General features: G+C 41.1%; 17 protein-coding genes. 14 read left to right on the top strand and 3 right to left on the bottom strand.

Going from position 1 to position 14,642, the window contains the following annotated elements; all coding sequences use genetic code 11:
• Positions 1–327 precede the first annotated feature (327 nt).
• Positions 328–999 (top strand): 3D domain-containing protein, encoded by a 672-nt coding sequence (locus R50345_RS16350; protein WP_042128246.1) that lies wholly within the window; start codon positions 328–330, stop codon positions 997–999.
• Positions 1,000–1,144: 145 nt separating this feature from the next.
• On the opposite strand, the gene R50345_RS16345 is transcribed toward R50345_RS16350, so the two are convergent.
• Positions 1,145–2,026, bottom strand: coding sequence for a polysaccharide deacetylase family protein (locus tag R50345_RS16345; protein ID WP_042128244.1), 882 nt, complete (start codon positions 2,024–2,026; stop codon positions 1,145–1,147).
• Between the two features lie 185 nt (positions 2,027–2,211).
• On the opposite strand from R50345_RS16345, the gene R50345_RS16340 reads away from it, so the two are divergent.
• The 8 genes from R50345_RS16340 to R50345_RS16305 all read left to right on the top strand — a co-directional run bounded on the left by R50345_RS16340 (position 2,212) and on the right by R50345_RS16305 (position 8,550).
• Positions 2,212–3,246 carry an NADH:flavin oxidoreductase/NADH oxidase gene (locus R50345_RS16340; protein ID WP_042128242.1) on the top strand — a complete coding sequence of 345 codons (1,035 nt, stop codon included), beginning with the start codon at positions 2,212–2,214 and terminating at the stop codon, positions 3,244–3,246.
• A gap of 87 nt (positions 3,247–3,333) precedes the next feature.
• Positions 3,334–4,038 (top strand): dihydroorotate dehydrogenase electron transfer subunit, encoded by a 705-nt coding sequence (locus tag R50345_RS16335; RefSeq protein WP_156114818.1) that lies wholly within the window; start codon positions 3,334–3,336, stop codon positions 4,036–4,038.
• On the top strand, positions 4,031–4,963 hold the full coding sequence (locus R50345_RS16330; protein ID WP_042128240.1) for a dihydroorotate dehydrogenase: 933 nt from the start codon (positions 4,031–4,033) through the stop codon (positions 4,961–4,963). The genes R50345_RS16335 and R50345_RS16330 overlap by 8 nt, the downstream gene beginning before the upstream one ends.
• A 23-nt stretch (positions 4,964–4,986) precedes the next feature.
• Positions 4,987–5,325 carry a prenylated flavin chaperone LpdD gene (locus R50345_RS16325; RefSeq protein WP_231573789.1) on the top strand — a complete coding sequence of 113 codons (339 nt, stop codon included), beginning with the start codon at positions 4,987–4,989 and terminating at the stop codon, positions 5,323–5,325.
• Between the two features lie 70 nt (positions 5,326–5,395).
• On the top strand, positions 5,396–6,064 hold the full coding sequence (locus R50345_RS16320; protein WP_042128238.1) for a PspA/IM30 family protein: 669 nt from the start codon (positions 5,396–5,398) through the stop codon (positions 6,062–6,064).
• Between the two features lie 124 nt (positions 6,065–6,188).
• A complete protein-coding gene (locus tag R50345_RS16315) occupies positions 6,189–6,593 on the top strand; it encodes a DUF350 domain-containing protein (RefSeq protein WP_042128236.1) in 405 nt (134 codons plus the stop codon).
• A gap of 14 nt (positions 6,594–6,607) precedes the next feature.
• Positions 6,608–7,114 (top strand): DUF4178 domain-containing protein, encoded by a 507-nt coding sequence (locus R50345_RS16310; RefSeq protein WP_042128234.1) that lies wholly within the window; start codon positions 6,608–6,610, stop codon positions 7,112–7,114.
• A gap of 173 nt (positions 7,115–7,287) precedes the next feature.
• The gene (locus R50345_RS16305; RefSeq protein WP_042128232.1) at positions 7,288–8,550 is read left to right on the top strand and encodes a molybdopterin molybdotransferase MoeA; all 1,263 of its coding nucleotides are present in this window, start codon (positions 7,288–7,290) and stop codon (positions 8,548–8,550) included.
• Positions 8,551–8,779: 229 nt separating this feature from the next.
• On the opposite strand, the gene xerS is transcribed toward R50345_RS16305, so the two are convergent.
• Entirely contained in the window at positions 8,780–9,862 is a 1,083-nt protein-coding gene (gene xerS / locus R50345_RS16300; protein ID WP_042128231.1) for a tyrosine recombinase XerS, read from the bottom strand.
• A gap of 146 nt (positions 9,863–10,008) precedes the next feature.
• On the opposite strand from xerS, the gene R50345_RS16295 reads away from it, so the two are divergent.
• The 4 genes from R50345_RS16295 to R50345_RS16285 all read left to right on the top strand — a co-directional run bounded on the left by R50345_RS16295 (position 10,009) and on the right by R50345_RS16285 (position 12,205).
• Positions 10,009–10,536: a GNAT family N-acetyltransferase gene (locus tag R50345_RS16295; protein ID WP_052414626.1), complete on the top strand. Its 528-nt coding sequence runs from the start codon at positions 10,009–10,011 to the stop codon at positions 10,534–10,536.
• Between the two features lie 219 nt (positions 10,537–10,755).
• Positions 10,756–10,857 carry a sporulation protein YjcZ gene (locus tag R50345_RS31700; protein ID WP_197069683.1) on the top strand — a complete coding sequence of 34 codons (102 nt, stop codon included), beginning with the start codon at positions 10,756–10,758 and terminating at the stop codon, positions 10,855–10,857.
• Between the two features lie 189 nt (positions 10,858–11,046).
• Positions 11,047–11,670 carry a TetR/AcrR family transcriptional regulator gene (locus R50345_RS16290; RefSeq protein WP_042128227.1) on the top strand — a complete coding sequence of 208 codons (624 nt, stop codon included), beginning with the start codon at positions 11,047–11,049 and terminating at the stop codon, positions 11,668–11,670.
• Between the two features lie 55 nt (positions 11,671–11,725).
• Positions 11,726–12,205: a flavodoxin domain-containing protein gene (locus tag R50345_RS16285; protein WP_042128225.1), complete on the top strand. Its 480-nt coding sequence runs from the start codon at positions 11,726–11,728 to the stop codon at positions 12,203–12,205.
• 338 nt (positions 12,206–12,543) lie between these two features.
• On the opposite strand, the gene R50345_RS16280 is transcribed toward R50345_RS16285, so the two are convergent.
• A complete protein-coding gene (locus R50345_RS16280; protein ID WP_042128223.1) occupies positions 12,544–13,479 on the bottom strand; it encodes a Gfo/Idh/MocA family protein in 936 nt (311 codons plus the stop codon).
• A gap of 109 nt (positions 13,480–13,588) precedes the next feature.
• On the opposite strand from R50345_RS16280, the gene R50345_RS16275 reads away from it, so the two are divergent.
• A complete protein-coding gene (locus tag R50345_RS16275) occupies positions 13,589–14,545 on the top strand; it encodes a helix-turn-helix transcriptional regulator (protein ID WP_042128221.1) in 957 nt (318 codons plus the stop codon).
• The last annotated feature ends 97 nt before the right edge of the window (positions 14,546–14,642 follow it).

Genomic DNA, 14,642 nt, shown 5'->3' with positions numbered 1-14,642 from the left:
GCATGAAATGTTAACGCTATGTAAAATCTTCGGGAAATTTATATGATATTTTTTTAAAAAAAGGTGCATGAATCTTTATACGAAGTTTACATAACAAAAAATATGTTAACTGAAATCTGAAAAGATGACAAAATTGAAACTTGATATTTCGTAATGGTAACAATTACATAGGCACAGGTTACAAAATTGTGATATATTAAGTCCTGTCAGTTTTACAAAAGACCACAACACACCATGAAATCACACGGGATGTACATAGGTACTCAAAATGTACACGAGCGTATACGGAAGTCATACCGTTCACGCCCATCTAATGAGGAGGCAATTATGAAGAACAAATTTAGAACAATTAAAGCCCTTGCTGCAGTAATGGGAATCAGTGCATTGTTGCATGCTGTACCAGCACATGCAGACAGCGTTCATATCGCTAAAGAAGGCAATACTTTTTATACTTTATCCAAGCAATACAATGTAGGTATGAATGAATTAATGAAAGCAAACCCAAACGTTGCAGCACTTAATATTTACGAAGGTCTTGAGATTACGATACCTAGTAAAATGCAGGCTGAGTCCGTAACCACAACTACAACTACAACTGACAATTCACCAGTGATTACACCAAATCTGAATGTAAACTCAGGGACCAAAACAGTTGAAGCATGGGGTAAGACCTTTAATTATGACAAAACGATTCAAGTTAAAGCATCAGCTTATTCATCAGCAAGCAGTGAGAATGGCGGATGGGGTGCTGTAGATTATTTCGGAAATCCGCTCAAGCTTGGTACTATTGCAGTTGATCCAAATGTGATTCCACTCGGTACCAAAGTGTTGGTAACTGGTCATTCACATGATGGATTGCCTAAAGATGCTTTCTTAGCTACGGCAACAGATGTGGGCGGTGCTATAAAGGGTAATCGTATAGATATCTTTATTCCTGGTAGCCAAAGCTTTGTATCATCTTTTGGTTATCAATATGTACAATTATACATTGTTAAATAGAGAGATAAAAATAGAAAGACTTATATAGATAAATAAGAGATATGAAAAGTTCTAAAAAAGATAAATAGGAAACGGAGGGAGTCCTTAGCGGCTGCCTCCGTTTTTTTTTAGAAAATATCATTAAGTCTATGTTTGTGGGGATTCTTTATTTACTTTTGGATACCTGTAGTAATTGAGGAACAGTAACGAATGTATAACCCCGTTTGCTCATAATAGTGATTACTTCAGGCAAGGCTTGAATCGTTCCTTGTAGTTGACTACCAGGACCTCCTCCACCGTGTTGAAGAATAATCGCTCCTCTTCCAATATGAGCTAGAATGTTATTTCTAACTTGGTTTTTGGAAAGTCCCTTCCAGTCTAAAGAGTCCACATTCCAATTCACCAGCGTGTAGCCATGATTTTTCGCCCACTTTAACTGTTGTTCACTGATGTCCCCATAAGGTGGGCGAATTAGACGAGGTTTATATCCCGCCAAGGTCTGTATAATATTTTCGGTCTTAATGATTTGTGTCCGAAAATCATTCATCTCTAATTTCACAAACTGAGGGTGGTTATACGAGTGATTACCAATCGCATGACCTTCTCTAATCATCCTTTTTACCAACGCTGGATGTTTTTTTGCTCTACTTCCCACCACAAAGAAGGTTGCCTTGACATGATATTTTTTTAGGATGTTTAGCAATTGGGGGGTAAATCTTGGATCAGGAACATCATCAAAAGTAAGTGCGATGACTTTATTCCGAGGCCCACTTGTCTTAAAAGTTTCTGGATATTTGTGTAATAGCTGACTTAACGTCAGACCCTTAGTGTTCTTATTGTTGTTAAGCGTCGAACTATTTGTAGCAGCGCTACCTGCTGAAATTGCCTTATCTTCGTCTGAAACAGGTGCGCTTTGTGTTTGTTCTTGCGGAGTTTTCTGACTCTGCACAGGCGCTGACGCAACCTCTGAAGAATAGGTTGGGAATAGCATAGTTATGATTGTTCCTAATATTACAAGCAGTTTCTGACCTCTCCGTTGAAAATACATCCCCATCTGCCTCCTTTACTACCTGATCACCGTCATATTCTTAATTGTTATCTCCATAGATGGGTAGATTTATGCTGATAACAATACAGTATTGGTTAAGATTTCTTGAAGGAACCAATGCGTGTATACTAATAGAACGGGGAATTCCCGAGTCAATTATAGATTACGGAAGGATGGAGACATGAATGTCTGATTTGTTTGCACCGTATGAATTGAAGGGGTTATCGCTGAAGAATCGTATTGTTATGCCACCTATGTGCCAGTATTCGGTGGATAAAGAGGATGGTATCCCTAATGATTGGCATTATGTTCATTATGTAAGCCGTGCTATTGGTGGTACAGGATTTATTATCGTGGAAATGACTGGCGTACATCCAGACGGTAGAATCACTAATCGAGATACAGGAATTTGGAGTGATTCACAAATTGATGCTTATCGTAGAATCACAGATGGTGTACATGCCTATGGATCAAAAATCGCAGTTCAATTAGGACATGCTGGACGGAAAGCCGTGGATGCAGAGCCGCCAGTAGCTCCATCAGCAATTCCTTTTGATTCTAAATCTAAAACGCCACAGGCTCTTTCTAAGGATGGGATTTTAGAGTTGATCGAAGCTTTTCGTGAAGGTGCGCGCAGAGCTGTGGAGGCAGGATTTGATACGGTTGAAATTCATGGTGCACACGGTTATTTAATTCACCAGTTTCATTCACCATTGACCAATATCAGAAAAGATGAATATGGCCAAGATCCTGCGCTGTTCGGAGAACAAGTAGTTAAAGCTGTCCGAGAAGTAGTTCCTGTGGACATGCCATTGATTATGAGAATATCTGCTAAGGAATATGTAGAGGGCGGATATGATGCTAATTATGCCCTGGATATTTGCCGCCGGTATAAGAATGCTGGTGTGGATATGTTCCATGTTTCTTCAGGTGGGGAAGGTCCAATAGGTTCAAATGGCGGGCCCAATGCCGGACCTGCTTATCAAGTGGATCTGGCTGAGTTTATCCGCAGTGAATTACAGGTGCCAGTAATTGCAGTAGGGCGGCTTGAATCTTATCCTGAGGCACAGTCCATTGTCGCGGAAGAACGGGCGGAGCTGGTAGCAGTTGGCCGTGGGATGTTAAGTGATCCATATTGGGCTTTACATGCGGAAGAAGCGCTTGGAGGCGTGCATAACGTACCCAAACCTTATGAACGTGGGATCTGGAAAAAAGGATAGCTCGCTTTGAATGTGAAGTTTGTCACAGATTTTATGTTCCTTCTAAGGCAATCTTAATAAAGATAAAATTTGAAGGAGCTTGATAACGTGGGGATGGTTTTAAGTAACGATAGGCTAACAGACGGAGTGTACCACCTTAAGGTTGAAACGAATAGTGGCGGTAAAATGGGTCAATTCTACATGTTACGGGCATGGGGAGCTTATCCCATCCTTTCCAGACCGTTAAGTATACATGAAGTGAACGAAGATAGTATTGAATTTTTATATCACGTAGTAGGGGAAGGTACAGAGATATTTTCTCGGTTGACTCCTGGTGATTCTGTGGAGCTTGAAGGACCTTTTGGTACGGGATTCCCGCAGGTAGAAGGGAAGGTTGCACTTATCGGTGGTGGGATCGGAATAGCGCCGCTATATTATTGTGCAAAGCAGCTCCCCGGTTGTGATGTCTTTCTAGGATTTAGTCGGGAGGCTTATCGGACAGAAGCCTTTCGTCCATTGGCTGCCGAGCTTACAGTAGATGTAGGCGGATTTATTTTGGATCGTGTAGACTTTAGTCAATATGATCATATTTTTGTCTGCGGTCCGCACCCAATGCTTAAAGCTGCACAGCTTAAAGGCATAGCAGCTGAAGAGGCAGGCAGCAAAACAAAAGTTTACCTCTCTCTAGAGAACCGAATGGCTTGCGGTATTGGTGCTTGTCTTGTCTGCAGTGTTTCATGTCGTGATGGACAACGAAAAGCCTGTGCAGACGGACCTGTGTTCCTTTCAGAGGAGGTGATATTCCATGACTAAGATGAGCACAACAATTGCAGGCGTGCATTTTAAGAATCCGATTGTAATGGCTTCAGGCACATTCGGCTTTGGTCGTGAGTACGGAAAGCTGTATGATGTATCTTTACTAGGTGGAATCTCAGGCAAAGGGCTCACCCTCCATCCAAAAGCAGGTAATCCTGGCACTCGAGTATATGAGACAGCCTCTGGTATGCTGAATAGTGTAGGATTGGAGAATCCTGGTGTAGCCGCGTTCTTGGAAAAAGAATGCCCTTATTGGGAAACACTCGATACCGCTCGTTTGGTGAATCTTGGGGGCGGGACGCTTGAAGATTACGTACTTGGAGCAGAAATGATCCAACGTGATGCTGATCTACGATCAAGCTTAGGTAAAACAGCTGTTGATATGATTGAGTTGAATATTTCCTGTCCAAATGTAAAAGAGGGTGGAATCGCATTTGGGATCAAGACTTCTGAAGCTCAAAAAGTAGTACAAGCTGTTAGACGTGCTACTAAGCTGCCACTTGCGGTAAAGCTGTCTCCAGGTGCTGAGAATATCGTTGAAATGGCGCAAATGTGTGAGGAAGAGGGAGCAGATGCCGTCTCTCTGATTAACACTATTTCCGGTATGAAGATTGATGTGAGACGGAGAAGCAGTGTGTTTAATAACTTGTATGCCGGACTGTCCGGACCAGCAATTAAGCCAGTGGCTTTGCGCATGGTGCATCAGGTTGCTCAGAACATATCTATTCCGGTGATCGGAATGGGGGGCATCACCACAGCTACTGATATTATTGAATTTATTATGGCAGGTGCTTCGGTAATTCAGGTGGGAACCTACAATTTCATGAATTTAAGAGCGGGTAGTCAGCTTGTTGAAGAGCTTGAGCAATTCATGGTGCAAGAAAATATTCAATCCTTGGATGAAATACGTGGCATTATATAAAGTAGAGTAGTGAGGAGATACTATTGGCTTCTAACAAGATTAATCCTGATGATATTGAGCTGACGGCGACGGCTGTCGGACGTGATCTCTTGCTCGTAATTTGTGGTGGCGTTCATCATATCGGAGCGTCAAGTACGGCTTATCTAAATGGAGATCAGGTTGAGGTGCAAACCTCTGCGGTTCCTCACCATAAAGAGCACACGATAAGCGAATCAATTGCGGTCAAGGTAGCGGAGGCGCTGAACAAGACGGTCACAGTTGTTATGGGCATTCATTACGACGAGATCACGAAAGAAGGCATTATGGAAGTCGTAGAAATTGTAAATAATAAAGTTAATCAATATTTAGCGCAACAAATTTGAAACGGGATTGGCAATTCTGCGTAAAAGATATCAAGTGAGTTTTTAAATTATCTTTTGGAGGAATGAAACCATGTCTATATTTAAAAGATTGCGCGATTTAACGATGTCTAATGTGAATGCGATTATTGACAAAGCAGAAGATCCAATTAAAATGACGGATCAGTACATTCGTGATATGACCGAAGATTTGGAAGATGCAGAAAAAGCGGTAGCGGCTCAAATCGCTATTGAAAAGAAATTCAAGCAGCTGTATGAAGAACAGGAAGCGCTTGTTAACAAACGTACACAACAGGCACATGCTGCAGCTCAAGCTGGTAACGTTGATCTCGCTCGCCGTGCTCTGGAAGAGAAAAAGGCTGCTGAAGCTAAATTGGTAGAATATAAAGCTAGCTTCGATCAGAACAAAGCCTCTGCGGATAATCTTCGTGGGAAGCTTGACGAAATGCGCAAGCAACTTACTCAAATGAAGAACAAACGCGAAAGCTTGGTTGCTCGTTATAATGCTGCCAAAGCTCAAACTGAAATTAATAAAGCGATGAGCGGCTTCAGCTCTGATTCCGCATCTGCTGGTCTGAAGCGTATGGAAGAAAAAATGCTGCAAGCAGAAGCTCAAGCAGAAGCAAGCAACGAAATGAGCTCGGGCAACAAATCACTTGATGATGAGTTCGAGAAGCTGAACAAAGATCAAGCAGTAGAAGATGAATTGGCTGCTCTGATGAAACAATATGAGAAGCAATAACATTTGATCTTAGCCGATTCACGGCTGATGTTCACAGGCGAAGGGGAGACAGGAATATCGTTTCCACTTCGCTTTATCTATGCTTATGACAGGCATGCAAAATGAATAAGCGGGGGCTATTTGAATGGATTTCCATATCCTGGTGTCCATGGTCGTGTGGACGGTGAGCGGTGCGGTGTTACTGTTTGTGCTAATGTTTGTGGATTCACTTTTCACTCGATACAATGATCTAGAAGAGTTAAAGGCTGGAAATATGGCAGTTACTACACGTTTTGTGATGAAGCTATTAGCACAGGCATTCATTTTATCGTCATCGATAGCTGCATCTAACAGTTTGCCAGATGCTTTGTTGGTCTCGATTGTATCTTTTTTTCTTTTGCTTATATTGGAAAGAACGGTCCGTCTTCTCTTAGCTAAATGGGGGAATCTGGACCTGGATCATGGGACACAGCTTGGCAAAATTGGATACGGCTTATTATCAGGCTCACTGCAAATTACGGGAGCTTTAATTATTTCTGCATTTATGTAGGGGGAATGATCAAATTGAGTATATGGAAACGTATAGGTAATCTTTTCTCCAAACCAGTGACTCAGGAAGTACAGAAAAGTATGCTTAATTTGTCTCCCGGAGACATCTGTGAAGTATCACTCGTTACCTACGAGGTAACCGGTAGGACTCATAATCGTGGACGAAACGCAGTAGTACTGACCTTAAGAGATGGTAGTCAAATTGCCTATTTGCATATTGAGGAGCGGGAACAGCTACAATATGGTTTGTATAAACCTATCGATGGGCGCTTAGATAATCCTGCTGAAGTTCCAACAACTCTTGAACTGGATGATTATACATTTTTTCTGGAGGAAGAGTATGAAGGATATGTTGCTGTTGCTGGCCAAACCCCTTTTATGAATGGTGGAGAACAGCATGTATGGCAATATCAGTCAGACGATTCTCGGCTTCTGCGTGTGGAATGGCAACATGGACGGTTCATGCTTTATGAAGGAGAAAAAGTAATTCCTGGTGATGTAAAGGTTATTAGAGCATCCTAGAAATGAATCGTAGGAGATGTGATCTTGTGATCGCATCTTTTTTTGTGCAATTTTGTAGTTGAAATAGGTAAAGGATTTTGCCGTTTCCGCAATTCATTTATCTTCAGGATGTCTCATGTTAAAATAGTACCTATTATACTGAAAAATGGACGATTTAGAGCGGAGGCATTTGTATGGAGGATCATAAATTTCAGCGCAGAGCACTTCAAGTAAAAGAGGCACAAGCTAAAATAATCAAATTTGCTAATCCGTTAGAGCCACAGAAGGTCCCGTTGAATGAGTGTTGTGGTCGCTATTTAGCTGAGGAAGTAATTGCTCCGCATCCTTTCCCAGCGTTTAACCGTTCGAGCATGGATGGATATGCGATTATCGCAGCGGATACGAATCTCTGTGTAAATGGACAAGTCGTATGGTTAGAAATGGTGGACAATATTCCATGTGGCGCTGTGCAATCTGTAGATATTACTTCGGGAACAACAGCAAGAATAATGACAGGGGCACAAGTTCCGTCAGGGGCAGATACTGTAGTAATGCTGGAAGTAACGGAGACACGTGTGGAGGATGGAAAGACTTTCGTTGGTATTCGTAAGAAGCAGGAAGCGAATTCTAATATCACACCGATGGGGCTGGAGTTAAGTCCTGGCGAGCTAGTGCTGCCAGCGGGACGATTAATCTCTGCGGGGGATATCGCTGTTCTGGCAGCGTTTGGTATACATACAGTGAAAGTCTATCGTCGGCCTAAGGTGGCAATCTTTGCGACAGGAACAGAGCTGCTAGAGGTACATGAACCGCTACAGCCCGGAAAAATTCGAAACAGCAACTCTCCTATGCTTGAGGCTTTAGTCAAAGAGGCAGGCGGGGAGCCAGTGATGCTGGGATCCATTGTGGACGATCTGGAGCTGGCCCGAAGTAAAGTGCAGATGGCGCTGGAAACTTATGATTTTGTAATCACAACGGGTGGTGTATCGGTAGGAGATTATGATATTATGGGCGATTTGGTACGTGAACAGAGTGGAGATATGTTGTTTAATAAAGTGACGATGCGTCCGGGGAGCGTTACCACTGCTGCTGTTAGAGGGGGGAAGCTGCTGTTAGCCCTATCAGGTAATCCAGGTGCTTGTTTCGTTGGGTTTCAATTGTTCGCACGTCCCGTTATCAGATTAATGCAAAGTGCCTCACAACCCTTCTTGCCTGAATGGAGAGCTACACTTGGTGCAGATTATAATAGAGTAAATAACTTTACCCGATTTGTTAGAGCACGACTAGAGATCCGGGATGGTAGTCTTTATGCCTTTCCAGCAGCTATTGACGAATCTTCTGTGACGGTCACGATCAAGGATAGCGATTGTCTGATAGTTTTTTCACCAGCGGAAAATGGAATATCTGCGGGAGCTAAAGTAACTATTATCAAGCTTCCTGGAGAAATTCGTGGATAGGATAAAGATGAAATGTACTTTTTACATTAACAATAGAACGGAAATAGCTAAAACTAATATTCCAACGATATTATTTATAACGTTTCAACATATGAAAAATTCACAATAGAAAAGCCAATAATTTAACATAATGCTAATCTGATCAGTCTTTCTATACAATGTAGAAAGAGAACCGGCCACACCTTTTCCATAAAAATCGGAGGAGGTATGGCCGGGTTTTTGCGAAAAATTAACTATCCAAACGACGTTCAATCGCCTCAGACATCGTTTTGTCTGTGAGGTGAGCATAGATTTCGGTTGTTTCTGTGGAAGCATGCCCGAGCTGTTCTTTTGTTTTATAAATATCATTTTGCAGATAATAGTCTGTAGCAAAAGAGTGACGAAGCTTATGTACCGTTAAATAGGGCTTACCAAAACGTTTTGCGTATTTAATAATCATTTCTTGAATGGCCCTTTTGGTCATACGTTTACCTTCTTGACGTCCGTTGGGCAAAGCGATAAACAATGCTTTTTCCCTCTTTGGTGTTTTATAACGAGATTGACGCAGGTTTAGATAAAGAGCTAAATCATCCTTTGCTTGTTCACGAAAATAAACAGGGGTTTTGAAGGTTTCATCATTATTCCCTTTTCGAGTGACATAGAGTAGCTTGTTGTTAATATCCAGATCATCCACGTTCAGATTGACTACTTCAGATACCCGGAGGCCAGAATTAAGAATTAAGCTGGCAATACAGGCGTCGCGTTCACGATTTAATTGAAAAGAATAATAAGCCTGCTTGTTTCCTTCAACATCTCGTCCATATCCTTCAAAAATATAACCCACGAATTCCAGCAGTTCCTCATCTTCTAGAATCTTGCCCTTTAATTTAGCAGCGGTATCCTTAGGCTTATGCGTTCGTTTAACTTCTACCTTGGCCATAATATTTCGTTTAAGCAAAGGATAGAAATTCTCGTCCTCAGCGATTTGACTTAAATAATGAAATAATGAGCGTAATGCAGACAGTTTACGAGATACGGTTACACGTGTATTTGTTCCCTCTGCACGGGTTGTGAGATGCAGACGGTATCCAACAATACTATCCATATGCAGGGTTTCTAATTCAAGTAGCGTGATCTCTGTATTGGAGCTGGCTTGAGAGAGACCTTCGGCACGTAGCCATCCGAAAAAGGACTCATAGTCCCGAATATACTCCAGGAGGGTGGAGGGGGATAGATCAGGACGTTTATAGTCAATGAACTGCTGAACGAACCAAGGCATGAGAGGTAGCTTTAGATCCAGTTTTTTACGGTCATCGTTCTTTTGAACGCTCATGTGATTCACCTTTTTCCATAGTTTTCTTATAATTTCTTCCTTCTATCTTATCATGTTTTAGCCCCTATGGGCTTTGATTAGAGTTAATTAAAAGGGGGGAACTTGCTCCTAAAGGAACTAAGTTATATGATGTGAAGTAAACATAAATGGCAGAGGTGCACCTAATGGAACTTGGAATGGAGCTGGTTCCCAGAGAGCGGAAACAGACGATAAGCAAACTTATGCAGTTTTATTTATATGATTTTACCCGTTATCTGGAGCTTGATGTAGACCAAGATGGCGTATACCCAGCTTATCCGGGACTAGAATCATTTTGGAGTAGTGGCGATAATAAATTTGTGTATTTGTTCAAAGTGGACGAGCATATTGCTGGATTTGCTTTGGTAGAACGGTTGCTGCGTAATCCCGAAGGGCAATTTTATATGACAGAGTTTTTTGTAATGCAGAAATATCGCCGGAGCGGAGTAGGAACCTGGGCTGCACATAAGTTGTTTGACATGTACCCAGGTGATTGGAAGGTGTCACAGGTACGTGCGAATACGCCTGCTCGTAATTTCTGGCAAAGAGTGATTGGGGAGTACACAAATGGAGAATTTCAAGAGCGTTATAATCCACCTCAAGGCAATCCGAGCCAGTACTTCAATACATTAAATAATAATAGAGTTAATAATTGAAAAGAAAACAATGGTATTGTAGTCAGTTTAAATGAATGGTTATCTTATGGTAGTTAAGTTAAAAGCACATTTAGTTAACATAATTATTATTATGTTAACTAAATTAATAACCCAACGATCTCAGCAGGATTGTTTGGGTTATTTTTGTTCATTTCACCCAAGCACAGATGGGGATTTAGCATATCTTATGATGTACTCAATTACAAAGGAGGAGTTAAAATGGGCGAATTCGCAGGCGGATACGGTGGATTTACTTCCACAGGAGCAATTCTGGTTCTGTTTATCCTGTTGGTTATCATCACTAAAACTCTTTGTCTGTAATCCTTTAACTTCATGAATAAGGGTTCCTCCGTCAGTCTATATGGACTGACGGATTTTTTATGTCTGGATATTACATTAACTGGGCGGGATTTGTGTGTGATTTACTATATAGAAAATAATAAAAGAACTTATATATATTTAACAGTGTTCAATGATTAAACGATGTTCAAATTATGAGGAGACATTAAGATGAATAAAGAACAACGGCAAATGCGTGAACGTGAGAAAATGAAGAAAAGGATTTTACAGGCCGCGGCTTTGTTGATTGCAGAAGAAGGTATTGAGAAGCTTTCTATTCGCAAAATTGCAGAGAAAATCGAGTATTCACCGGGAGTTATTTATCATTACTTCCAGGGTAAAGATGAAATTGTGGTGAGATATTTGCAACAAAAATATACAGATATGGTCACCGAGCTTCAGTCCGTACAGCGCAAGGCGGAGCATGAACTGCCACCAGAGAAGCTTTTGAGACAATCGCTTGAGCAATGGATCAGGATGACCCTTTCGACAAGTGTAGAGTACCGTAATGTAATGCTGAACGATACACCGGCTGTTCTTAGTTACACAGCTGTTCTATTCAAGGGAGCTGCTCAGGAGCGTAAAGCGATTGGTATGCTCTGCCAATGTTTATCTAGGTTCGGATCGAAAGAACTCCATAAGGAATCTTCTATAGAGCTCACTGCTCAAGTGATATGGAGTGCTGCATTCGGATTAATTATGCGTTTGATTGTAGAAAAGGATTTGCCTGAAGAACAGGTCGAAGCACTCATTTCTTGTTATTTGGATTCAATGGTTTCTATAGCAAACAGGTAAATAAGTACACCTTTAACACAGTAGGAAGATCAGAGCGTGAAGGGGAGTGATTAGAATGAAGACAATTATTATTTATACTTCCAAATATGGATGTACGGAGAAAGCGGCTTATTTATTGAAAAATCAATTGGGTGAAGAGACTGAAGTAGTCAATTTGATGCTTGCTAAAGAGCCGGCATTAGAGCGATATGATACGGTCATCTTAGGTGGATCTATTTATTATGGGAAAATACAAAAACAAATGATGGAGTTTACTTCAAAATATCAAAATGAACTAAGTAAGAAGCGCGTTGGATTATTTATTTGTGCAGGAGCGAAGGGGGAGCAGGCCGCACAGGAATTGAAATCTTCATTTCCAGAGAAGCTGTATGACCAATCAATTACAAAAGAAGTGTTCGGAGATGAGATTTATGAAGAGAAGTTCACTTTATTAGATCGATTGGTTCTGCGGATGGCAAAAGGGAAGGGCATGAGTGTAAATGGGTTATCCAAAGAGACGATAGAGAGGTTTGCACTTGCGATAAAACAGAGGTAAAAGTGTGTGGAGAGTCGACTCCTTGAAATCAGTTAACATAATAATTATTATGTTAACTGATTCGTATTTCTGCTTCCAATTATCATTAGCTACCTAAATTTGAAGCATATAATCCCTTTCGCAGCCTTGTGAAATAATAGCCTTTCATGAACAAGCACCAAGTATAGCTTTTAAAAAAGACTATATTCTCACAATAATTCTGTAATTTCATCATATGAAAAATTCACAATAGATAATTCAAATTCCAATACTCACCCCAGCCACTATCATAAATCATATACGTAAACTCACCCTACAAATAAACCCCATGAAAAAGGATATAACACCCCTTGATCCATTTATACAAGCTTTTTTCCAATCCTAATGGCTAATTCTATTGCTTGCAAGGCAGCGTCAAACTCAATTTCTGATAAAATACCATTCTCTAGACAGTGGAGTGCGTGCTCCAAACTTTTTTCATAGGGATTAGCTGGTTCTGACAAAAGCTCCTGTTTACCTAAAGGGGTAAATTCAATTAATGTGCTCTCGATTGATCCATTCATGTGGTCACTTTCTTGATAGACAAGCTTGCCTCGTTCAAAATAAGCCTCATAACCCACGGAAAAAGGATACGAGGTAGGCATCTGTGAAGAAACAACGATCTCAACGGATACATTAGATTGTTGAAAAGTTACACGGACTAAGGCTTGATCACTTTTACCACCATCGGTTCCCCAAACGGAGTGCGGCTCCGTAGATCCCAGCATCCAGGTCACAAAATCCAATTCGTGAATCATAAGATTGGTTGCGATGGCATGTAGACCGAGGTCTCCCCACAAAGGAGGCGTTTCTCTTTTTAAGGTGAGGGATAAAAGCTTTCCGTATTTCTCCTTATTGGTTACTTCATATAGATATTTGTACGCAGGATCGAATTTAATAAACTGGTTGACGAGGATTCGCGAATCATATAATTGTTCGGCTTCCTTCATCGCATAGGCATCTTCTAAATTGTAGCAAACCGGTGTCTCACAGAATACATGTTTTCCATTCTTAAGCGCATCGACAGCATATTGCCTATGTAAAGCAGAGGGCAAACAGATATCAATCACATCGATGGTGGTATCAAGCATAATGTCGTCAATATCAGTAGTGATTTCAACGCCTAAAGACTGTTTTAACTCCTGCAGCTTCGCTTCGTTTCTGCCATAGATAATTAATTTGTCTACTCGATCCATTTTTGTCCATAACTGCGCATGATAAGCTCCAAATCCAGTTCCCAATACGCCAATATTCATATGCATCAGCTCCTTTATGTATTGAACTAATCATAACCTTCTATTGTTGACAACAGATTGGCAGGAATTATGATGTATACTTTAAAAAAGAAAAAATTGGAGGATCCCCATGCGCTTGCACCGTTTAATCGCAATTTTATTATTAGTAGAATCAAGAGGGAAGATGAAGGCCAATGACCTAGCTCAAGCCTTGGAAACCTCCGTACGCTCTATCTATAGAGACATTGATGTACTAGCTGAAGCTGGAATCCCACTGTTATCCACGCCGGGACCGAATGGTGGCATCTCCTTAATGAAGGGGTATACAGTTAACTTAAGTCAGCTTCATGAGGAAGATGTAATCAATCTTTATCTAACTGGAATGGGGATCCATACTGGCGGTCATACTCATTCCGGATTAAAGCTTAAGACAACCTTGCTGAAATTAGAAAAAACATTACCCGCTTCCTATCAGACAGATATCCAGAAGGCACAAAAGCGGTTTTATTTCGATAATACGCCGTGGTGGTCAGAACGTTTAGAAATCCCTTGTCTGGAATCGATTAGAGCTGCCGTATGGAGATCTCATAAACTATGGATTGAGTACCACAAGATTAACGGAGTCATATCAAACAGGAAATTACAGCCCTATGGTCTAGTTGTGAAAAAAGAAGAGTGGTATCTTATTGCCTACTGTGAAGACGCCGAACAAATCCGCACGTTTAAATGTGAGAGAATCGCCACTACACAGCTTATAGAGGAAGAGTATGCTATCCCTCAGGACTTCTCTTTAGAAGGGCACTGGAAGCAGCAGGAGAGGGAATTTAAACAAGCTTGTAAAGAGGAAGAGATCTACCCAGTATTGATTAGAACGAATAAGAGCCGAGTGGCTTCTATACACGGGCTGGAGATCATGAATAGGGTAGAGGAAGGAGATCAAATAACCCTTACTGTAAATATGTATAACTATGAAAGTGCATGTACGAATGTTTGGGGGATACTTGGACAAGCAGAGATTATGGAACCTTTGAAACTGAGACAATATGTGAAGGAACAGGTGAATTTGATACAGGGGGTTTACAATTAGCATGATTTTTTTGTGAAAAAGAGACCGTCTCGATTGCATGTTCTGCAGTGAAACGGTCCCGCTCTTATTGTGAAAAAGTTCGACGGATTTTAAAGGT

Origin of the sequence: Paenibacillus sp. FSL R5-0345 (assembly GCF_000758585.1) — a bacterium.
Classification (GTDB): Bacteria; Bacillota; Bacilli; order Paenibacillales; family Paenibacillaceae; genus Paenibacillus_AQ.
This window is presented reverse-complemented; position numbering and strand designations above follow the sequence as displayed.